The sequence below is a fragment of the Bradyrhizobium sp. USDA 376 genome (genome assembly GCF_054063675.1).
Genome location: NZ_JBSSGN010000001.1, coordinates 8586984 through 8607326, shown reverse-complemented (window position 1 = coordinate 8607326; position 20343 = coordinate 8586984). Strand labels below are relative to the sequence as shown.

General features: G+C 66.7%; 16 protein-coding genes. 7 read left to right on the top strand and 9 right to left on the bottom strand.

Annotated features, from left to right (window positions below; translation table 11 throughout):
- Window positions 1-25 precede the first annotated feature (25 nt).
- Window positions 26-1480, top strand: coding sequence for a cell wall hydrolase (locus ACVJ19_RS40535; protein ID WP_453954653.1), 1455 nt, complete (start codon window positions 26-28; stop codon window positions 1478-1480).
- 323 nt (window positions 1481-1803) lie between these two features.
- Here ACVJ19_RS40535 and nadC read toward each other — a convergent pair whose 3' ends face one another.
- The 3 genes from nadC to nadA form a co-directional block, all read right to left on the bottom strand.
- A complete protein-coding gene (gene nadC / locus ACVJ19_RS40530; protein ID WP_453954652.1) occupies window positions 1804-2682 on the bottom strand; it encodes a carboxylating nicotinate-nucleotide diphosphorylase in 879 nt (292 codons plus the stop codon).
- An 11-nt stretch (window positions 2683-2693) separates the two neighbouring features.
- Window positions 2694-4301, bottom strand: coding sequence for an L-aspartate oxidase (locus ACVJ19_RS40525; protein ID WP_453954651.1), 1608 nt, complete (start codon window positions 4299-4301; stop codon window positions 2694-2696).
- A gap of 184 nt (window positions 4302-4485) precedes the next feature.
- Complete coding sequence (gene nadA, locus ACVJ19_RS40520; RefSeq protein WP_453954650.1) at window positions 4486-5589, bottom strand: quinolinate synthase NadA; 1104 nt, start codon at window positions 5587-5589, stop codon at window positions 4486-4488.
- Between the two features lie 323 nt (window positions 5590-5912).
- Here nadA and ACVJ19_RS40515 point away from each other — a divergent pair, with 323 nt between their 5' ends.
- The 6 genes from ACVJ19_RS40515 (at window position 5913) to ACVJ19_RS40490 (ending at window position 13516) form a co-directional block, all read left to right on the top strand.
- Window positions 5913-7163, top strand: coding sequence for an MFS transporter (locus ACVJ19_RS40515; protein WP_453954649.1), 1251 nt, complete (start codon window positions 5913-5915; stop codon window positions 7161-7163).
- Window positions 7164-7205: 42 nt separating this feature from the next.
- On the top strand, window positions 7206-8192 hold the full coding sequence (acuI, locus tag ACVJ19_RS40510) for an acrylyl-CoA reductase (NADPH) (protein WP_453954648.1): 987 nt from the start codon (window positions 7206-7208) through the stop codon (window positions 8190-8192).
- Window positions 8193-8305: 113 nt separating this feature from the next.
- Window positions 8306-8905, top strand: coding sequence for a hypothetical protein (locus ACVJ19_RS40505; RefSeq protein ID WP_453954647.1), 600 nt, complete (start codon window positions 8306-8308; stop codon window positions 8903-8905).
- Window positions 8906-9066: 161 nt separating this feature from the next.
- Entirely contained in the window at window positions 9067-9318 is a 252-nt protein-coding gene (locus ACVJ19_RS40500; protein ID WP_453954646.1) for a DUF6894 family protein, read from the top strand.
- A gap of 261 nt (window positions 9319-9579) precedes the next feature.
- The gene (locus tag ACVJ19_RS40495; protein ID WP_453954645.1) at window positions 9580-11550 is read left to right on the top strand and encodes a methyl-accepting chemotaxis protein; all 1971 of its coding nucleotides are present in this window, start codon (window positions 9580-9582) and stop codon (window positions 11548-11550) included.
- Window positions 11551-11827: 277 nt separating this feature from the next.
- Window positions 11828-13516: a methyl-accepting chemotaxis protein gene (locus ACVJ19_RS40490; RefSeq protein ID WP_453954644.1), complete on the top strand. Its 1689-nt coding sequence runs from the start codon at window positions 11828-11830 to the stop codon at window positions 13514-13516.
- Window positions 13517-13520: 4 nt separating this feature from the next.
- Here the strand turns inward: ACVJ19_RS40490 and ACVJ19_RS40485 are convergent, their stop codons facing one another.
- The 6 genes from ACVJ19_RS40485 to ygfZ form a co-directional block, all read right to left on the bottom strand.
- Complete coding sequence (locus tag ACVJ19_RS40485) at window positions 13521-16226, bottom strand: DUF2339 domain-containing protein (protein ID WP_453954643.1); 2706 nt, start codon at window positions 16224-16226, stop codon at window positions 13521-13523.
- Window positions 16227-16277: 51 nt separating this feature from the next.
- Window positions 16278-17246: an NUDIX hydrolase gene (locus tag ACVJ19_RS40480; RefSeq protein ID WP_212347856.1), complete on the bottom strand. Its 969-nt coding sequence runs from the start codon at window positions 17244-17246 to the stop codon at window positions 16278-16280.
- A 280-nt stretch (window positions 17247-17526) separates the two neighbouring features.
- The gene (locus tag ACVJ19_RS40475; protein WP_453954642.1) at window positions 17527-18033 is read right to left on the bottom strand and encodes a tyrosine phosphatase family protein; all 507 of its coding nucleotides are present in this window, start codon (window positions 18031-18033) and stop codon (window positions 17527-17529) included.
- 145 nt (window positions 18034-18178) lie between these two features.
- Window positions 18179-18793 (bottom strand): hydrolase, encoded by a 615-nt coding sequence (locus tag ACVJ19_RS40470; protein WP_453954641.1) that lies wholly within the window; start codon window positions 18791-18793, stop codon window positions 18179-18181.
- Window positions 18790-19416 (bottom strand): DNA-3-methyladenine glycosylase I, encoded by a 627-nt coding sequence (locus ACVJ19_RS40465; protein ID WP_453954640.1) that lies wholly within the window; start codon window positions 19414-19416, stop codon window positions 18790-18792. Before ACVJ19_RS40465 ends, ACVJ19_RS40470 begins: the two co-directional genes overlap by 4 nt.
- Window positions 19413-20288 (bottom strand): CAF17-like 4Fe-4S cluster assembly/insertion protein YgfZ, encoded by an 876-nt coding sequence (ygfZ, locus tag ACVJ19_RS40460; RefSeq protein ID WP_453954639.1) that lies wholly within the window; start codon window positions 20286-20288, stop codon window positions 19413-19415. Before ygfZ ends, ACVJ19_RS40465 begins: the two co-directional genes overlap by 4 nt.
- Window positions 20289-20343 lie beyond the last annotated feature (55 nt).

The window sequence follows — 20343 nt, the reverse complement described above, 5'->3', positions numbered from 1 at the left end:
GCGTAAGCGTAGCGTGAGCGTATCGATGTCAGTGTTGCGTAAGCATCCGAAGGGCGCGCGGTTCGCGTCCTTCGGCATCGGTCTCTGCATCTTCGCATTGATGCCGAGAGAGACCGGCTATCAGGACATTGCCTCTCTGCTGGCGCGTCAGCCCGGCGTCGCCGAGCGTTGGCAGAAGCAGGTGTTCTCCGCGGCGTCCTCGATCCAGCTCGCCACATACAGTTTCTCCCGCCCCATCGGCACTTCGGTTCCGCAGAGCGCGATGGTTCGCCTCGCAAGCATCGATGGCCGCGACGTCACCGGCGCGATCAGCCGCAATCCGGCGCTGCAGGCGCCGCCGCGCTATCAGGCCGCAGATTTTCCCACAGTCGATCGCTCGCTGAAGGGTGATCGCCTGGCAACCGTTACACCTGCGCAAGCGCCCGAGACGGTCGCTCCGGCCGCGACGCCCGCGCAGGAAGATCCCGCGACGTCGAACAGCTCGGTGTTCGGCGCCAAGACCGCTGCACTGCCGCAAGCGATGTCGCCGGAGTCCGCGGCCGCGCTCGACCCGGAGCTTGCGGAAGCGCTGCGCGCGCCGCCGTTGCCGCAATATTCCAATCCTCCGCAGGCCAGCGACGTCGCGCGTTCATTCGCGGTGCAGCCGCTGGAGGCGCTGAAACGGGCTACTACGCCGACGACGCCCGTGCGCGATCCCTTCAGCGTCAAGACTTCGAGCCTGTTCTTCGGCAGCTCCTCGCTCGGCGGCAATGTCGAGAGCATCGAGAGCTGGCAGCCCGGCGCCGAGCCGCTGATCGTGATGCCCGATCCCGACATGAAGGTCACGGCCTCGCTGACCCCGCCGACGGCGGAGATCGCCAAGGACATCGAGGGCGGCGAGAGCGTCGCGCCGAAGGGCGAGGTCAACGCCGACAACCAGCGCGCCAAGTCGCCGGCGGAGCGGCTCGCGCTCGACGACAAGTCGCGCGCGAAGTCGGAGAAGTGCCTCGCCGAAGCCGTCTATTTCGAATCCCGCGGCGAGGCCGTGCGCGGACAGATGGCGGTCGCACAAGTCGTGATGAACCGCGTGTTCTCCGGCAAATATCCCGACACCGTGTGCGGCGTGGTCTACCAGAACAAGTACCGCCATTTCGCCTGCCAGTTCACCTTTGCCTGCGACAACAATCCGGACGTGATCCGCGAGCCCGAGATGTGGGAGCGCGCGAAGAAGATCTCGAAGGCGATGCTCGATGGCCAGATCTGGCTGCCCGAGGTCGGCAAGTCGACGCACTACCACGCCTATTGGGTGCGCCCGTCCTGGGTCGCCGAGATGAAGAAGATGTACAAGACCGGCGTGCACACCTTCTATCGGCCGCGCAACTGGGGCGACGGCAGCGAGGAACCTAGCTGGGGCACCCCGGCGCAGACCGCAGCACTCTCCGCCGCACTCGCGCAGGAAGCCAAGAGCTCCGCCGAGATGGGTGTGAGCGAGCGAAGGTAGGTAGATTAAATCGCAGCCCCGGCGGAGGTGCGCTCCCTCTCCCGCTTGCGGGCAGGGCAATCGCATATGGCCAAAAATTCGGAGAAACCGACGGAAAACGAGGCGGACGTTCGCGATCCGATTCCACTTCGTTCACTTTCCGATTCCGTCGCGGGCTGCTCTCCAGTGTCATATTCGATTGCCCTGCGCTTGCGGGGGAGGGGTGGGGAGGGGGTGCTTCCGCACGCGAGAACCCCTGTGTGGAGAAAGCCCCCACCCGGCGCTTCGCGCCGACCTCCCCCGCAAGCGGGAGAGGTGCAGCCTGCCCGGGGCTGAGAGCATTTTTACGCCTCGATATCCAGCGCGCAGTCGAAATTCGGCGCCGAATGCGTTAGCGCGCCGGAGGACGCATAGTCGACGCCGGTCGCCGCGATGGCCGCAATCGAGTCAAGCGTGACGCCGCCGGATGCTTCTAGCGCAACCCGGCCCTCGTTCATCCGCACCGCCTCGCGCAGCGTCGCAAGGTCCATGTTGTCGAGCAGCACGGCGTCAGCCATTCCGGTGTCGAGCACCTCGCGCAACTGGATCAGCGTATCCACCTCGATCTCGATCTTGACGAGATGGCCGGCATGGGCGCGGGCGCGCTCCAGCACGGGACGGATGCCGCCGGCGACTGCGATGTGATTGTCCTTGATCAGGATCGCATCGTCGAGGCCGAAGCGGTGGTTGAAGCCGCCGCCGCAGCGCACCGCATATTTCTCCAGCGCGCGCAATCCCGGCGTGGTCTTGCGGGTGCAGCAGATCCGCATCTTCGTACCTTCGGTGCGCGCGACATAGTCCGCCGTAAGCGTGGCTATGCCCGACAGCCGGCCGACGAAGTTCAGCGCGGTCCGCTCCGCAGTGAGAATGGCGCGCGCGCGGCCTGTGATCGTCAGCACCTGCTGCCCGCGGGCAACGCGTGCGGCGTCGCGGACATGCGCGCGCACCTCGATGTCGGCCGAGAGCTTCTGCAGCGTCGTCAGCGCCAGCGGCAGGCCGGCGATCACGCCGGGCTGGCGCGCGACCAGGATGGCCTGCGCCCTGGTTGCCTCCGGGATCGTCGCAAGCGAGGTGATGTCGCCGGCGCGGCCGAGGTCTTCGTCGAGGGCGCGGTGCACGGCCTCATCGATGGCCAGCGGTGAGAGGAAGGCATCGGGATTGAGCAGTGAGGTCGGGGTGGTCATGGAGGACTCCATCAGGCGATCATGGGTTGCGCAATGCGCGGCAGCGGACGCTCGCTCAGGCTCTCCGCGACCTCGCGCGCTGCGGCGAGCGTGGTCATCGTTCTCTGCGCCAGCGCGGGGACGTCAGCGGGATGATCGAAGCGGAAATGCGCCCCGCGGCTCTCGCGCCGGCTCCAGGCTGCAGCCGCGACGAGCAGGGCTGAAGCCGCCATGTTGCGGACAGCGATGTTTCCAGCCTCGCGTTCGAGCGTGGCGAAGTGGCGCACGGCTTCCGCAAGCCCGTCGTCATCGCGGATTACGCCGACATGCGCGCTCATCATTGCGCGCAGCCGTTTTACGTCAGCTGCATCCGGCGTGCCGCCGCGCGGCGTCACGACGGCGTCGGGGAGGCGGGCAGGCGAGGGCACCGTGCGGCCGGCGATGTCGTGGGCGATGCGTGCGGCGTAGACCACCGCCTCCAGCAGCGAATTGGAGGCGAGGCGGTTGGCGCCATGCGCGCCGGTGCACGACACCTCGCCGCCGGCCCAGAGTCCATCGATCGAGCTGCGGCCGCGCGCGTCCACCGCAATGCCGCCCATGTGGTAGTGTGCGGCCGGTGCGATCGGAATGGCTTGCCGCGCAGGATCGATGCCGGCGGCGATACAGCTCGCATGCACCGTCGGAAATTTTTCGGCGAAACGCGCGCCGAGCGCCTCCCGTGCATCGAGGAAGGCGCCGCGCCCGGCGGCGATCTCGGCGAATACGCCGCGGGCAACGATGTCGCGCGGCGCAAGCTCGGCGAGGGGATGGCGCGCAGCCATGAAGCGCTCACCATGGCCGTTGATCAGCGTTGCGCCTTCGCCGCGCAAGGCTTCGGTCGCGAGCGGCGCCGGATCGCGGCCGACCATGATGGCGGTGGGATGGAACTGTACGAATTCAGGATCGGCGATCACGGCGCCGGCGCGAGCGGCGATCGCAAGGCCCGAGCCACTTGCTTCAAGCGGATTGGTGGTGACGGCGTAGAGATGGCCGAGGCCGCCGGTCGCCAGCACGACCGCACGCGAGGCGAGCAGGACCGGCTGTGCAGCGACATTGCCGGCGTCGCGCAGCTGCAGGCCAGTGACGGCGCCGTCCTCGGTCAGCAGCGACTCCGCGACCAGACCTTCGATGATGCGGATCGAGGGCGTGCGGCGAACCGCCTCGCTCAGTGCCGCAATGATCGCGGCGCCGGCACCGTCGCCGCGCACATGGACGATGCGCCGGGCAGAATGCGCGGCTTCGCGCCCTACGGCGAGCTTTCCTTCGAGGTCGCGGTCGAACGGCACACCGTAACCGAGAAGGTCATGGATCCGCGGCGCGGCCTCGCGGGCAATGCCGAGAGCGACGGCTTCGTCGACGAGGCCGCCGCCGACCGCGATGGTATCCGCGGCGTGTGCCTCCGGCGTGTCGCCTTCGGCCACCGCCGCGGCGATGCCGCCCTGCGCCCATGCGGACGAGGCGCCTTGGCCGAGCGGTGCCGCAGAGATCAGCGTCACGGACCGCGGCGCGAGTTTTAGCGCGCAAAATAGCCCGGCGAGGCCGCCGCCGACGATGACGACGTCGTCGGTCGAGCGGGTGAGGTTGTGGATGTTGTTTGTCATGGCTTTCTCCTCATCGTCGTCCCGGCGAAAGCCGGGACCCATACGCGGCGGCGGAAGTTGTTGCGCGAAGCTGTTCAACGTCGTTCTTCGCCAAACATCTTCCTGTGGTTATGGGTCCCGGATCTGCGCGCGCTCGAGGCGCGCTTGTCCGGGACGACGGCGCTGTTTGTTGCGATTTGTGTTGCTAGTTCTTCAGATTGATCATCCGCTCCACCGATCGCCGCGCACGTTCCGCAAGCGCGGGATCGATCGTGACTTCCTCGCCAAGCGTCAGCAGGCTCTGCAAAATGTTCGCGAGCGTGATGCGCTTCATGTGCGGGCAGAGATTGCAGGGGCGGAGCATCTCCACATCCGGCAACTCGGCGCGGACATTGTCGGCCATCGAGCATTCCGTGATCATCACCAGCCGCCGCGGCCGCTTGTTGCGCACCCAGTTGATCATGTGCGCCGTCGAGCCGGTGAAGTCGGCCTCCGCCAGCACGTCCGGCGGACATTCGGGATGCGCGATGATTTGCACGGACGGATCGGCCTCGCGATAGGCGCGCAGCTCCTCGCCCTTGAAGCGCTCATGCACCTCGCAGGCGCCCTTCCAGGCGATGATTTTGACATCGGTCTTCGAGGCGACGTAGGTCGCGAGGTAGCGGTCGGGCAGGAAGATCACGGTCGGGGCATTCAGGCTCTCGACCACCTGCACCGCATTCGACGAGGTGCAGCAGATGTCGACCTCGGCCTTCACCTCCGCCGACGTGTTGACATAGGCGACGACGGGCACGCCGGGAAATTTTTCGCGGAGCAGGCGCACATCGGCGCCGGTGATGCCGGCGGCAAGCGAGCAGCCGGCGCGCGAATCCGGGATCAGCACCGTCTTCTCCGGGTTGAGCAGCTTCGAGGTCTCCGCCATGAAGTGCACGCCGCACTGGACGATGATGCCGGCCTTCACCTTGGTGGCCTCGACCGCGAGCTGGAGCGAGTCGCCGCCGATATCGGCGACGCAGTGGAAGATCTCCGGCGCCTGGTAATTGTGCGCGAGGATCACCGCGCCTCGCTCCCGTTTCAGCTCGTTGATCGCGTGAATCGTCGGCGCCATCAGCGGCCACTCGATCGGCGGGATCACGTGTTTCACGCGCTCATAGAGCGGCGCGGTGGCGCGCTCGACGTCTTCCGTCCACTCCAGCGAAGGCGTCGGCAGCGCGGGCCCCGGCACCGGCGCGGCGCGGGGCGAGGTGGTGACCTTGCCCTGAGGCCGGGCAGCAAAATCGTCAGGGCCGTAAATTCCAGTGATCGGCATCAAAGCCTCCCTTTCACGTCATTTATGCTCATATTGAGTATATATAGGGCCTGAGAAATCCGGCCGAGAGGCCGGGCGTGAGTTTCACTGGCGGTTATATATGCTCAATCTGAGTAAATCAAAGATACCACGTGCCGTGGAGGATCGCTAGGCCCTGCCGCACACATTCCCGTCAGGCGAGGCCTCATTGAAATGCAATGCTCCCGCAACAGCCCTTCGTGGAATGCAACCGCTTTTGACTTGGGGTTTTCATGCAAATGCATTAAACGAGCTGGCTCGCGGCTGCCTATTCCGGACCGCCAACAACAGACAAGGAGCACACCATGTCGACGTCAATTGGCGAGCTCGGTCCGGCCTCCCGTTCCACCTGGCGCACGCCGGCGATCATCATTCTCTGCGGCTGCGCCATCGGCATGCTCGGTTTCGGCCCGCGCTCGGCGCTCGGCTTCTTCGTGCAGCCGATGAGCCACGAGTTCGCCTGGGGCCGCGACGTGTTCGGCCTCGCGATCGCCGTGCAGAATCTGTTGTGGGGACTGGGTCAGCCTTTTGCGGGTGCGGTCGCCGATCGCTTCGGCCTCTTCCGCGTGATGTGCGTCGGCGCTCTGCTCTATGCCGGCGGCCTGCTCCTGATGCGCTACTCCTCGACGCCGCTGTCGCTGAATGTCGGTGCGGGCGTGATGGTCGGCTTTGGTCTCGCCGGCTGCTCGTTCAACCTGGTGCTGTCGGCCTTCAGCAAGCTGTTGCCGGCCGAAAAGCGCGGGCTTGCGCTCGGCGCCGGCACCGCGGCGGGCTCGTTCGGTCAGTTCCTGTTCGCGCCCATTGGCGTCGCGCTGATCGACAATTTCGGCTGGCAGCAGGCACTCACCGTGTTCGGTTTCCTGATGCTGCTGATCATTCCGCTGTCGCTGGCGCTCTCCACGCCGCCGGTCGCAGCGACCGGCAGCGCGACGCAAGCGGATGACCAGACCTTCACCAAGGCGCTCGCCGAAGCCTTCGGCCACCGCTCCTATGTGCTCCTGGTGCTCGGCTTCTTCACCTGCGGCTTTCAGCTCGCCTTCATCACCGTGCATCTGCCGGCCTTCCTGGTCGATCGCGGCATCTCGACGCAAACCGGCGGCTGGGTGATCGCGGCGATCGGCCTGTTCAACATCATCGGCTCGCTCAGCGTCGGCTACCTCCAGAACTATCTGCCCAAGCGCTACATCCTCTCGACCATCTATTTCACGCGTGCGCTTGCGACGCTCGCCTTCATCTCGTTCCCGATCACGCCGTTCTCGGCGATCGCGTTCGGCGCGATCTCCGGCCTGACCTGGCTGTCGACGGTGCCGCCGACCTCAGCGCTGGTGGCGCTGATGTTCGGCACGCGCTGGCTCGCCACGCTTTATGGCTTTGCCTTCGTCAGCCATCAGGTCGGCGGTTTCCTCGGCGTCTGGCTCGGGGGCATCGTGTTCGAAAAGTTCGGTTCCTACACGCCGATCTGGTGGCTCTCGATCCTGTTCGGCGTGCTCTCGGCGCTGATCAACCTTCCGATCGTGGAGAAACCGGTTCAGCGAGCGGTTGCGCAGCCGGCCTGATCGGCTAAACATCCCCGACAAACAAAGTCAGGGAGTGCAGCCGTGGCCACATTCAAGGCGATCCGGATCGAGAAGGCGGACAAGGGCACAACCGCGCAGCTTGCGCAGTTCGACGAAGCCGAGCTGATGGAAGGCGACGTCACCGTCCGCGTCGAATGGTCGACGCTGAACTACAAGGACGGCCTCGCGCTGACAGGCAAGGCGCCGGTGGTGCGCCGCTTCCCGATGATTGCCGGTATCGACTTTGCCGGCACGGTCGAAGCATCCTCGCATCCGCAGTGGAAGGCGGGCGACAAGGTCGTCTGCACCGGCTGGGGCATGGGCGAGACCCATCTCGGCGCCTATGCCGAGAAGGCGCGGGTGAAGGGCGACTGGCTGGTCGCCCTGCCGCAGGGCCTGTCGGCGCGCGACGCCATGGCGATCGGCACCGCCGGCTTCACCGCGATGCTCTCGGTGCTGGCGCTGGAGAAGCATGGACTGTCGCCGAAGAGCGGTCCCGTGGTGGTAACGGGCGCAGCCGGCGGCGTCGGCTCGGTCGCGACCGCCGTGCTGTCCAAGCTCGGCTACCACGTCATCGCCTCGACCGGCCGCGCGGCGGAGGCCGACTACCTCAAGCATCTCGGTGCTGCCGAGGTCATCGACCGCAATGAATTGTCGGCCCCGGCCAAACCCCTCGCCAAGGAGCGCTGGGCGGGCGGCGTCGACAGCGTCGGCTCGACCACGCTGGCGAATCTCCTGTCGATGACCAAGTACGGCGGCGCGATCGCCGCCTGCGGCCTGGCCGCGGGCATGGACCTGCCGTCTTCGGTCGCGCCTTTCATTTTGCGCGGAGTGTGCCTTCTCGGCATCGATTCCGTGATGTGCCCGATCGAGCCCAGGAAAGCCGCCTGGCAGCGTCTGGCGTCCGATCTGGATCGGACAAAACTATCTGAAATTACTCAGGAAATTTCGCTCGACAAGGTTCCGGGATGGGGCGCGAAAATCCTCGCCGGCCAGGTCCGCGGCCGCGTCGTGGTAAAAATTCTCTAACGGCGTTCAGACTTTACCAACCAAGCTGCTCCATTGTTGCCATGGTTAGTATGGTAAGCAACGGGTAAAGAGATAAGGCATCGCCCGCTGCGGGGGTCGGTTCGGAGTTGAGCATGCTTGCGCGTATTGTGTTGGGGGCTGTCACGGCGGCGGCGACGTTTGCGCCGGCCATTGCAGGTAGCATGAACGCCGACGAGGCGCGCCGCTTCGTGGCCGGCAAGGTGTTCGCCTTCACCTGTTTCGACGGCACGCGCGGCGCGGGCCGCATCCTCGATGACCTCGGCGCCACCGGCGCAGTGCAGTTCTCGGGCTCGGGTCCGGTCCGCCATCTTCGCCTCCCCGGCAACACGCTTCAGATCCGCGGCCAGAACGTCTGCGCCTCGATCAAGGGCATTCCGTTCGAGCCCTGTTTCAACCTGGAAAAGACCGACGAGCGCAGCTTCCGCGGCTCGGTCTCGGGCATGGGCTTCGCCTATTGCGACTTCCATCACCAGGGCGGCAATCAGATGCTGATGGCGCGCGCGGGCGCGCGTCCGCGTTCGCTGCGCTCCTCGGAGCACACCGGGTCGGTCGGCGCGTCGAACACCGAGGTCGCCGCGCGCTTCGAGACGCCGCGTGTCGAGAGCGGCCGGCTCGAGCCGGTGAAGGCCGAAGCGAAATCGGAGCCCGCCAGGAACGAGGGTCCGCTGGAACTGCGTCGCTCCACCCAGTGAGCTGGCGGCGCGGGGCAATCCGCGCCTCGTCGTTGCGTATGTCCATCGAACACGAAGCCGCCGCGCCGTAGTCATACGGACGACGGCTTTCATGCGTTGGTAGTTTTCGCGCCCCAGTTTGCGTACGGCCGAGGGACGCGGCCCTAGACAAGGGTTCAACGATGTCGCTGTACTTCTTCCGCATCAGTACCGGCCGCTACTCCGGCGCCGCCGATCAGCCGTACGAGTTCGACGATCGCGCCGCCGCGTGGACCGAGATGACCGAGGTCTGCGCCAACCTGCTCGGCGGCATCGCGCGCAGCCTGAAACCGAACGCCGAGTGGTGCATGGAGTTGCTCGACGAGAACAAGAAGCCCGTCTTTCGGATCAGCCTCGTCGGCGAGAGCCATCCGTTTCCCAATCGCATCGAATGATCTTTGCACCGCCGCAGTGGAAGAGCAGGGCGCGGCAACGCAGGAAATTTCCCGCAACGTTCAACAGGCGGCGGAGGGCACCCCATCAGGTGTCGTCCAACATCACCGACGTGCAGCGCGGCCCTCGCGCGTGCTGCGGTGCCGCGACGAATGCGGCGCAGGGTTAACTTTCCGGAAAAGCGGCGCGGTCATGATGCCCGCGATATTCCGGGGCTGAGTCGCCCTGCCTGCATTGCGTCCCGAGCGTATTGGAGCACATTCATGAGCGGTCTCTCCATCCGCCTGACCCACAAGGTCATGGCGATCGGACTGTTCGGCCTAGTCGGTCTCGCCGCCTTCGGCGCGATCTACGAGATCGGCAGCCTCTCCCAGGATGCCTCCCGCACTGTTGCCAACCGCGCCCGCGCGATCGCCGACCTCGACAAGCAGCTCTCGATCGACATGCTGGAGGCACGGCGCAACGAGAAGAATTTCCAGCAGCGCCGGACCGAGAGCTACGCCAAGGCGCATGCCGAATTGATCGGGCCGATCAACCGCGATTTTGACGAGGTGGAGCGGCTGATGGCGGCCGCCGGCATGGGCGCACTGTCCGGGAAGATGAAGCAGGCTCAGGACGGCTTCAAGCGTTACGCGTCGGACTTCGCCGCACTGGTGGCTGCCGAGACCAGGCTCGGGTTGAACGAGACGCTCGGCCTGTCCGGCTCGCTTCGCGGTGCGGTGCACGACATCGAGGCCAAGCTGAAGGAGATCGACGATCCCAGGACGACGACCTGGATGCTGATGATGCGCCGGCATGAGAAGGACTTCATGCTGCGGCGCGATCCCAAATACGTTGCCGAGGTGAAGAAGGCTGCGGTTGAATTCTCCAAGGCGATAGAGCTCGTCGCAATCCCCACGGCGGCGATGAACGACATCACGGCCAAGCTGCAAAAATACCAGTCCGAGTTCGCGGCCTGGGCCGAGACCGCACAACAGAGTGCGGCTCTCGACGCCGCCATGATGAAGTCCTTCCGCGAAATCGAGCCTGTGATGGTCGAGGCGCGGACCGCCGTCGATGCCATGTACAGGCAGGCTGACGCCGCTGAAGCGGCGACCCGCGAGGCCGTGCGGTTGTGGATGGCCGTCGCTTTCGGCTTCACCGTCGTCGTGCTCGCCGTGACCGGCTTTCTGCTCGGACGTTCGATCTCGAAGGCGCTCGGTGCCATGGTCGGTGCGATGACGCGGCTTGCGCGCGGCGAGCTCTCGATCTCCGTTCCCGGCGTCGGGCGCAGGGACGAGATCGGCGAGATGGCCGGCGCCGTCGAGGTGTTCAGGACCAGCATGGCGGAGGCCGAGCGGCTGCGCGTCGAACAGGTGGAAGCGGATGCGCGCGGACGCGAGCAGCGCAAGGTCGACATGCGGCGGCTCGCCGACACGTTCGAAGGCGCGGTCGGCGAGATCATCGAGACCGTCTCGTCGGCGGCAACCGAGCTCGAGGCATCGTCCAACACGCTGACGCAGGCCGCCGAACGCGGCAACGGGCTCGCAACCGCCGTGGCGGCGGCCTCGGAGGAGGCGTCCGCCAACGTGCAGTCGGTGTCGTCAGCGAGCGAGGAGATGACCTCCTCGATCTCCGAGATTGGCCGCCAGGTGCAGGAATCGGCGCGCGTCGCCGACGTTGCGGTCGGACAGGCCGAGCGCACCAACGCGCGCGTCGCCGAGTTGACGAAGGCGGCGAGCCGCATCGGCGACGTGGTCGAACTGATCAACACCATCGCCGCCCAGACCAACCTCCTGGCGCTCAACGCGACGATCGAGGCGGCGCGCGCCGGTGAAGCCGGCAAGGGGTTTGCGGTGGTCGCGACCGAAGTGAAGGCGCTGGCCGAGCAGACCGCGAAAGCCACGGGCGAGATCAGTCAGCACATCGGCGCGATCCAGACCGCGACCGAAGACTCTGTCGGCGCGATCAAGGAGATTGGCGACACCATCGCGCGGATGTCGGAGATCTCCTCGACCATCGCCGCCGCGGTGGAGGAGCAGGGCGCGGCGACGCAGGAGATCTCCCGCAACATCCAGCATGCCGCGCACGGCACCTCCCAAGTCTCGGCGAATATCGGCGACGTCCAGCGCGGCGCCGGCGAGACCGGCGCCGCCTCGGCGCAGGTGCATTCGGCCGCGCAGTCGCTGTCGCGGGAGAGCAGCCGGTTGAAGGGCGAGGTCGCGCGCTTCCTGGAGTCGGTACGGGCGGCGTGACGGCAACGTTCCGCCCGGATGTTGCGGTGCGTCGGGAACGTTGCGGCAGGAGATGCCGATACCGTCGCAACAGATGATTGCAGGAAAAATAGCGGCGGCCGGTACGCTTCCGTAGTTTTACGTAGGTTCCTGTTAACGGCTGCTTGCAACTATGGGCGCAATCTGAGGCGACAAGAACCAGCCAGCATAGATGAACTGACTTCCGCCCTGTCGTCCGTTGCGACGATTGCGGCGCGGGTCATTCGTGCGTTGCCAGGTCTCACCGGGATTTATCGTGATGTCGAAGTTGTCGATCGTGTTCAAGCTTCTGACCGTGCTGTCGGTCCTCGTGCTCTCGCTCGCCGGCGTCGGCGTGACCGCGATCGGCACGATGCAGAACATCAATGCCCACACGGTCGAGATCGCGGAAAGCTGGCTGCCGAGCGTCCGTGCGCTCGGCTCGCTCCGCGCCGACATCAACGAGCTGCGCGTCGCGCTGCGTCTGCACCTGATGCAGGACAGCGCCGAGGGCAAGGACGCCGCCGAGAAGCGGCTCGCCTCGCTGCGCGAACGCATCGAGAAGACGCGCAAGGTCTACGAGCCCTTGATCAACTCGCCCGAGGAGCGCTCGCTCTATGAGCAGTGGACCAAGGCGTGGGCCGAGTATCTGAACGGCGTGCAGGAGGTGATGGCGCTATCGCGCAAGAGCGTCGGCCGTTTCCCGACCGATGCCAATGAGATGTTGCAGACCAAGGTCGCGAAGATGGCCCAGGCGGCCGATCCGCTGCTGCAGAAGGGCATTGAGCTCAACAACAGCGGCGCCGAGCTGGAGACGAAGCAGGCGGCCGACAGCTATGCGCTGATCTTCCGCGTCCTGGTCGGCATCATCGTGTTCTCGGTCGTGATCGCGATCGGCGCGGCCTATTATCTCGTGCGCGACGTTTCGCGTGGCATTGCTTCAATCATCAAGCCGATGCAGTCGCTCGGCGAGGGCGACCTCTCGGCCGAGGTGCCGCATCGCGGCGAGAAGACCGAGATCGGATCGATGGCGGATGCGCTGCAGATCTTCAAGGAAGCGCTGATCGCCAAGAAGGCCGCCGACGAGGCGGCCAGGCTCGACGCAGACGCCAAGATCGAACGCGGCCGCCGGGTCGATGCCATCACGCGCAGGTTCGAGGCGATGATCGGCGAAGTCGTCGGCACCGTCTCCTCGGCCTCGACCGAGCTCGAGGCGTCGGCGTCCACGCTGACCAGCACCGCGCAGCGCGGCCAGGAGCTCGCGACCGTCGTTGCGGCGGCCTCCGAGGAAGCCTCCACCAACGTCCAGGCGGTGGCGTCCGCCTCCGAGGAACTGTCGTCCTCGATCACCGAGATCAGCCGCCGCGTGCAGGATTCGGCGCGGATGGCGGCGGAAGCGGTCGAGCAGGCGGCGCGGACCAACGACCGCGTCAATGCGCTGTCGCAGGCGGCATCCCGCATCGGCGACGTCGTCGAGCTCATCAACACCATTGCGGGGCAGACCAACCTTTTGGCGCTGAACGCGACCATCGAGGCGGCGCGGGCGGGCGAAGCCGGGCGCGGCTTCGCCGTCGTGGCCTCCGAAGTCAAGGCGCTGGCCGAGCAGACCGCGAAGGCGACCGGCGAGATCGGGGCACAGGTGTCCGGCATCCAGGCCGCGACGGAAGAATCCGTCAGCGCGATCCAGGAGATCGGCGGCACCATCGAGCGGCTGTCCGAAGTGTCCGCGGCGATTGCCGCCGCCGTCGAAGAGCAGGGCGCCGCGACGCAGGAGATCTCGCGCAACGTCCAGCAGGCCTCGCTCGGCACGCAGGAGGTCTCCTCCAACATCACCGACGTGCAGCGCGGCGCGATCGAGACCGGCGAGGCCTCGGTCGAGGTGCTGTCGGCGGCGAAGTCGCTGGCGACCGACAGCACCCGTCTCAAGGTCGAGGTCGCGCAGTTCCTGGAATCGGTCCGCGCGGCCTGACGCTTTAGCTGCCCGTCTGCGGAGCCGGCGGCGGGGCCTGCCGCCGGAACAGGATGCGCTGGTAGAGCCAGCCGATCGCGACCAGCACGATGCCGAGGCACATGAATGACAGCGCGCGGTAGACGCCCGTCAGCGTCGACATGTCGATGACGAAGGCCTTCAGGATCGTCAGCGCGATGACGGCGGCGGACGCCAGCCGCGCCCGCTCCGAGTTGACGAGAATGCCGACCCCGAGCAGCACCACGCCGAACGCGAGCCAGCCGATCGAATAGGTGTATTGCTCGGCGCCGGTCGTAGGTCCCGTAGAGAGGATCGGGCCGTGATAGAAGCGGCGGATCTCCAGCGTGACATAGGCGAGCGCGAACACCAGCGCGCCGCCGGCGATGGTGTTGGCGTAGACCTTGCCGCGCTCGCCGACCACCGCATAGGACAATAGCAGCATCAGCACCGCCGGCAGCGCGTAGCCGAGCAGCAGCAGGTTGAACACCGCGCCGCCGACGTCGATGCGCCAGATCAGCGGGTTCTCCAGCATGAAGAGGCCGAACACGCTGATGAGGCCGGCGATCGCCGTCAGCACGATCGCGCCGACATTGTGCACGATGCTGCGGCTGCACAGCCGCAGGCGTTCCAGCCCGATCGCCATGGCGAGCGCGATGCAGACCTGCAGCGCGAATTCGAGCAGTGACGGCGGCGAAATCATGTCGCCGCCGGTGGCGAAATGACGGATCTCCGTGAAGGCGAGCAGTGCCGTGAACAGGATCGCGGCCGCCTCGACGACGCGCAACGGCGCATCGTCGCCGCGGCGCCGCAGGAAGATGCTCGCACCCCAGAATGAGGCCGCCGGCAGGCCGTAGCCCCACAGCAGCCAGTTGAAGATCGGCGTGGTGCCGACGGCATCGCCGACGATGCGCGGATCATAGACGATGCGCGCGGTGACGATCGCGGCGAAGATCGCAGCTAACCGGCGCAGCACCGGAATCGGCCGCTGCAAGGAGATCCAGGCGGTACCGAGCGACATCAGCGCCAGCGCGATGGTGAGCCAGCCCTTCTCCAGCGCGAAGGTCAGCGCTAGCGCCAGCGCGCCGAGCGTGCCGGTCGCGAACAACGCGATCGAGGTTGCCACGCCCGGTCGTTCTTCGCGGCGCATCAGCGCTTCGGTCGCAGCGCCAAAGGCAGCGGCAAGCAGAACGGCGAGGATCGCGAACGGGATCGAACGGTCGAGATGGGCGATGCGCGCATAGAGCGCAACCAGGATCGCGATCGGCGTCGCGACGCCCGCCGCCGACCACACCACGGGAATGATCGCCGAGTTCGAGCGCCCCTGCGCGAAAAAGCCCGCGACGCCAAAGCCGGCGGCGAAGATCGCGGCCATCACCAGATGCAGCGTCACCGAGCTGTCGGTCGCGACAGGCCCGACGCCCGGCATCGGGCCGCCCGGCAGCACCAGCATGTCAGGGTTGGCGCGCACCGCCCATTCCGCGAACACGATGAACACTGTCGCTGCGGCCGCACCCAGCGCGCCGGTCGCCGCAGGCGCGCGCCAGGCGACGAACAGCGTACCGCCGACCAGGAGCGTGAAGGCGATCAGCGCGAGATCCGCATGCGCGCTCGACAGCACGACCAGCATCGCGGCGAACAGATAGGCGCCGAGCGCGCCCGACGAGACCGGCTCGATCTCGCCGTCCTCGACGGTCGGGCCGAACATGAAGCCGCAGACCACGAGCAGCGCGGCAAGCACGAAGCCCGCGATGACATGGAAGGCATGCGGCGCGACCTGCACCTGTTCGGTGTCGAGACCCGGGAAGATCCAGAGCACCGCGAAGGCGATCGTCGTGACGGCGAGCCAGCGCCACAGCCGGATACGCGCGAGGCCGAAGCTCGCGGCGGTGACGATGGCGAGGTAGATGTAGAGCGCCCAATAGTCCGGCTTGCCGCTGGAGACGAGGATCGGCGTCACGAAGGCGCCGACCACGCCGAGCCCTGCGAGCGCGGGTCCGTGCAACAGCGCCGCGGCGAGCGTGCCCATGGCAACGATGCCGAGCAGCACGAAGGCGGTGGCCGGCACGAGGAAACCGTAGAGCGCATAGGCCGCATAGATGGTGGCAAACGCCACCGCCGTGCCGGCCGCGGTGAGGATCGCGGGGATGTTGGCGATCGGCAGCGCCTGGATGGTGGAGATGCTCTCCTTGCGCCGCGTCCATTCGCCGGCTCCGAGCAGTGCGGCTGCGAACAGGCCGCCGAGGAACACGCGCACGCCGGGGCCGACGAGGCCGGCCTCGATCGAATAGCGCACCATGAAGAAGCCGCCGAGCGCGAGCGCAAGGCCGCCGATCCACACCACCCAGCGCGTGCCGAGGCGCTCTTCAAAGCCGGGCGCGGGCGCAGCCTCCGGCACCGGAGGCGGCGCATCAGTGCCCGTGCCCGGTTCGAGCGGGGGCGGTGAAACCTCTTCGGTGACGAGCGGAGGCGGCGTGGTTTCGGCTTCGGGCGCCAGCGGCGGCGGCTCGGCGGCAGGCGTTGCGGGCGCTTCAGCCTGCACCTGCGTGGGCATCAGCGGCGGCGGTTGCACAGGCCGCTGCGCATAAAACTTCTCTTCGAGCAAGTTCAGCTGGCGGCGCAGCTCGGCCGCCTGGCTGGAGGCCTTGATCGCGATCAGGAAGGCGATGATCGCAATGATCAGCGCAAAGGCGTCGAACGGGCCGTCGAACATGAAGCCTCCAGGCAACCGGCGGGCAGGGGCCGGTCCCATAAATATCAGGATCTAGCGCCGGGAGCGCACACGCAAGCCCGGCGCGGGCCGCTCCTGGAGCACCTCGCGGCGGAAGCGGTAGAGCGCTGCCGGCCGTCCGCCCGTCTGTGTCGACATCACACCGGTCGGTTCGACCAGGGCTTCCGTTTCGACCAGGCGGCGAAAATTCTGCTTGTGCAGATGCCGGCCGGAGATCGCCTCCACCGTATGCTGCAATTCCGTAAGTGTGAACTCGGCGGGCAAAAGTTCAAACACCACAGGACGATACTTCAGTTTTGCGCGCAGCCGCGCGATTCCTGTGGCGAGAATCCGGCGGTGGTCGAACCGCATCGAGGTCCCGAGCGCCGGCAGCGCCTTGCGCGCTAATGCCGCAGGACGGCCGTCGCGGCGCGCCTCCTCGATCAGCCCGGCCTCGTAGAGCAGCTCGTAGCGGTCGAGCACGCGCTCCTCGTCCCAGGGTGCACCGTCGAGGCCGAAATAGAACCGCACGCGATCCCTGCGCGGCAATGCGCGCGTCGTCTCCGGCGTCTCCTGCTCCGCCCACGCCGTCAGCGCGGGGATGATGTCGCGGGCGATGATCGCGGGCGGCTCCTCGCGCCAGTCCTCCCAGGGCAGGAAGCGGTACCACGGCTCGAAGCTTGCGCCGTTGGCTGCGAGCTCGCCGCCCGCGGCGCGTGTGAGCGCGAGATAGCCGATCGACACCATGTGCGCACCGGTGTCGCCGGCCTCGGCATGACGGCCGCGATCGCCAAAGGTATAGAGCTGCTCGACATAGCCGAGCCGCAGGCCCGCCTGCTCCTCGACCCAGGCGCGCAGGCCGATCTCGAAGGTGCGATGGCTCAGCGCATCGAACGGCCCGAACGGCAGCCCCGCCAGCCCGTCACTGCTGTGCGCGGTGAGGATCAGCGGCTCATGATCCTCGATCGCGACGATCGCAGCGGTCAGGCCGATCTCGATCGGTGTCAGCAGCGTCTCGCTCATGCGGCTGATGTCGCGGCTGTTGCGAGGAGAATGTCTTCGTTGGTTGAGCCGGTCGCTCCGCGGGCAAGCTGCAACCTCTCCCGCTTGCGGGAGAGGCGTAGGCCGCCCTCGGCGGCCGTAATTAGAGACGCCGAGGCAACGCCTCGGCTATGGCGTAGCGCCGGGTGAGGGCTTTCTCCTCTAGGGGATTGTCCCGTTGCGGAGACACCCTCTCCCCAACCCTCTCCCGCAAGCGGGAGAGGGGGCGCGGTCCCGTCGCGGCAGCTATTCGACTCCCGCCTCATTCGAGCTCGATCACGAAGGGGCGGCCCTCGACCATCATGGCGCCCGGGCCCATCTCGTCGAGTGCGCGCAGCATGCGGCCGTTGCGCCCGAGCACGCGGTCGGCGAGGCCGACGATGCGCCGGTTCGGCGAGGCGATCGGCGAGGCGGCGCGGATCTTCTTCGCGATCTCGATCTCGTCGCGATGCGGATTGAGCGCGCAGACCGCGGCGAAGGCGCTCGCGGTGGAGCGGCTGATGCCGGCATAGCAATGCACCACCAGCGGTGCGCTGCGATCCCAGCCGCGCACGAAGTTCAGCACCTGCTCGATGTGCGTCTCCGACGGCGCGACAAAGCCGTCCATCTCCTCGGTGATGTCGTCCATCGACACCTTGAGATGGTTGGCCGGCAGCACCGATACCGGACGCGCCACCTGCTCGACATTGGCCATCACGGTCAGCACGTGGCTGGCCCTGGTGAGGCGGACGGTTTCGGGAAGCGCGGCGAGGGAACAGACGTGGATCATGGCGGACCTTTTTGCCGGCGATTATAGCGAGCGCTTGTAGGGTGGGCAAAGGCGCATCGCGCCGTGCCCACCATCTCGCAGTTGCGCGCATCGCGCCTGGTTTGGTGGGCACGCTTCGCTTTGCCCACCCTACGAAGGGATGATGCTACGCAAACACCGCGTTGAACCGCTCCAGAAACTGCTTCTCCGCCCGCGCCGCGGTCCAGGGCGTGAGATAGTCGCGCCGGACGCTGTCGGGCAGGCCCGGATCGCGGCCGAACAGGCGTTTGGCCTCGGCGTCGCTAAAGCCGGCGAGCTCGGTTGCCTCGAGATAAGCCGCACCGCGATCGGCGGCCTTGATGGCCAGCGTGATCTCATCCGCCAGCACCGGCGGCAGGCCGAAGCGGATGTGAATGGCGCCGAGCAGACGCTTCTCCACCGCCTTGTAATGGCCGTCGAGCACCGCCTTGAACGGCGAGATCATGTCGCCGATGACATATTCGGGCGCATCGTGCAGCAGCGCGGCGAGCCGCATGCGCAGGTCCACGCGCGGCATCTCGTGCCGCAGCACGGTTTCCACCAGCAGCGTGTGCTGGGCGACCGAGAAGATGTGCGCGCCGGTGGTCTGCCCGTTCCAGCGCGCGACGCGCGCCAGCCCATGCGCGATGTCGGCGATCTCAACGTCGAGCGGGGAGGGATCGAGCAGGTCGAGCCGCCGTCCCGACAGCATGCGCTGCCAGGCGCGGGATTGCGCATCGCGCGCGGTCTTCTTCGCGGTCATTTGACCTTGAGGCGCGGCTTGCGCTGTGTCTTGCCGCAGGTCGTGTGGCAATGGCAATCGACGAGGTGGTCGTTGACCATGCCGGTTGCCTGCATGAAGGCGTACACGATGGTCGGGCCGACGAACTTGAAGCCGCGCGAGGACAGCTCCTTGGAGATCTGCACCGAGAGGGGGGTCGAGGCGGGCACGCTTGCCGTGGTCTTGAAGTTGTTGACCTTGGGCCTTCCGTCCATGAAGTCCCACAACAGCTTCGAGAAGCCCGGGCCCGTCTCCATGATGTCGAGATAAGACTTCGCGCTCAGGATCGCGCCGTCGATCTTGGCGCGGTTGCGCACGATGCCGGCATCGTTCATCAGCGCATGGACTTTCTTCGCGTTGTAGCGCGCGATCTTCTCCGGCTGGAAATCGTCGAAGGCTTTGCGGAAATTGTCGCGCTTGCGCAAAATCGTGATCCAGGACAGGCCGGCCTGAAAGCCGTCGAGGATCAGCTTCTCGTACAGCGCGCGGTCGTCATACTCAGGCACGCCCCATTCGGTGTCGTGATAGGCGACATAGAGCGGATCTTCGCCGGGCCAGGGGCAGCGGGTCAGGCCGTCGGGATGCAGGCGGGGAGCGCGGCTCATGCGGTGGGCTGCTTCAAGGGAATGCGGACGACGTCAGGTTCGGCAAGCGTCAGGGTGAGGCCACCCGCGGTAAGCGGCTGGCCCGCATCGAGCGCGTCGGCGACGCGGTCGATGCGCACGAGCGCAATGCCCTTGCCTTGTGCCGACGAGCCCATGGTCCCGACCGGCTTGTCGCCGGCCATCACGCTGACGCCGACTTCCGGCGAGATGTCATCGAGCAGCACCTTGACGCTGCGCGTGCGCGCGGTGCCGCGATGCTGCATGCGCGAGACGACCTCCTGGCCGACATAGCAGCCCTTGTCGAAATCGATGCCGGCGAGGCGGTCCATGTTGCTCTCGTGCGGGAACGCGTCGCTGTACATGAAATCGAGCCCGCCGCGCGGCACGCCGAGCGCGATGCGATGCGCCTCATATTCGGCGGCGTCGACCAGGTCGGCACCGATCAGCTCGGACAGCTTCTGCTTGAGATCCTCGGGGATCAGAATGCGGGTGCCGAGCTCGCCATTGCGCGGATCGGCGAAGGCAAGGTCCGGCTGCGCGGCAGGCTGGCCGTCCCAGGCCGCGAGCACGCCGAGATCGAGGTTTTCCACCGTGACCTTGGCGCGCAGCTTGTAGAATTTCAGCTTGGTGGCGAGGGTGTCCGCCAGCGCTTTCGGGCAATCGATCAGGAACCCGCCGCCATGGCCGGCCGGCACCTCCGTGATCAGGAAATCGGCGATGATCTTGCCTTGCGGCGTCAGCAACGCGCCGAATCGCCCCAGACCCGGCTTCAGCCTGTCGACATCGGTCGTGATCAGGCCGTTGAGGAAGTTGCGCGCATCCTCGCCCGCGACCTTGACCACGCCCCGGTCGGGAAGAAACGCTGATTTCATGCGAAAATCTCTTGCGACATGTTGCTCCGGAACGTAAGCCCGCAAGGCATAAACG

Bases quoted from the DNA above. Each gene is read 5' to 3' on its own strand.
- ACVJ19_RS40490 (WP_453954644.1), top strand. From the start codon at position 11,828: ATGTCGAAGTTGTCGATCGTGTTCAAGCTTCTGACCGTGCTGTCGGTC.
- ACVJ19_RS40515 (WP_453954649.1), top strand. From the start codon at position 5,913: ATGTCGACGTCAATTGGCGAGCTCGGTCCGGCCTCCCGTTCCACCTGG.
- ACVJ19_RS40495 (WP_453954645.1), top strand. From the start codon at position 9,580: ATGAGCGGTCTCTCCATCCGCCTGACCCACAAGGTCATGGCGATCGGA.
- nadC (WP_453954652.1), bottom strand. From the start codon at position 2,682: ATGACCACCCCGACCTCACTGCTCAATCCCGATGCCTTCCTCTCACCG.
- ACVJ19_RS40505 (WP_453954647.1), top strand. From the start codon at position 8,306: ATGCTTGCGCGTATTGTGTTGGGGGCTGTCACGGCGGCGGCGACGTTT.
- ACVJ19_RS40500 (WP_453954646.1), top strand. From the start codon at position 9,067: ATGTCGCTGTACTTCTTCCGCATCAGTACCGGCCGCTACTCCGGCGCC.
- ACVJ19_RS40470 (WP_453954641.1), bottom strand. From the start codon at position 18,793: ATGACCGCGAAGAAGACCGCGCGCGATGCGCAATCCCGCGCCTGGCAG.
- ACVJ19_RS40535 (WP_453954653.1), top strand. From the start codon at position 26: ATGTCAGTGTTGCGTAAGCATCCGAAGGGCGCGCGGTTCGCGTCCTTC.
- ACVJ19_RS40480 (WP_212347856.1), bottom strand. From the start codon at position 17,246: ATGAGCGAGACGCTGCTGACACCGATCGAGATCGGCCTGACCGCTGCG.
- ACVJ19_RS40475 (WP_453954642.1), bottom strand. From the start codon at position 18,033: ATGATCCACGTCTGTTCCCTCGCCGCGCTTCCCGAAACCGTCCGCCTC.
- ACVJ19_RS40485 (WP_453954643.1), bottom strand. From the start codon at position 16,226: ATGTTCGACGGCCCGTTCGACGCCTTTGCGCTGATCATTGCGATCATC.
- ygfZ (WP_453954639.1), bottom strand. From the start codon at position 20,288: ATGAAATCAGCGTTTCTTCCCGACCGGGGCGTGGTCAAGGTCGCGGGC.
- ACVJ19_RS40525 (WP_453954651.1), bottom strand. From the start codon at position 4,301: ATGACAAACAACATCCACAACCTCACCCGCTCGACCGACGACGTCGTC.
- ACVJ19_RS40465 (WP_453954640.1), bottom strand. From the start codon at position 19,416: ATGAGCCGCGCTCCCCGCCTGCATCCCGACGGCCTGACCCGCTGCCCC.
- nadA (WP_453954650.1), bottom strand. From the start codon at position 5,589: ATGCCGATCACTGGAATTTACGGCCCTGACGATTTTGCTGCCCGGCCT.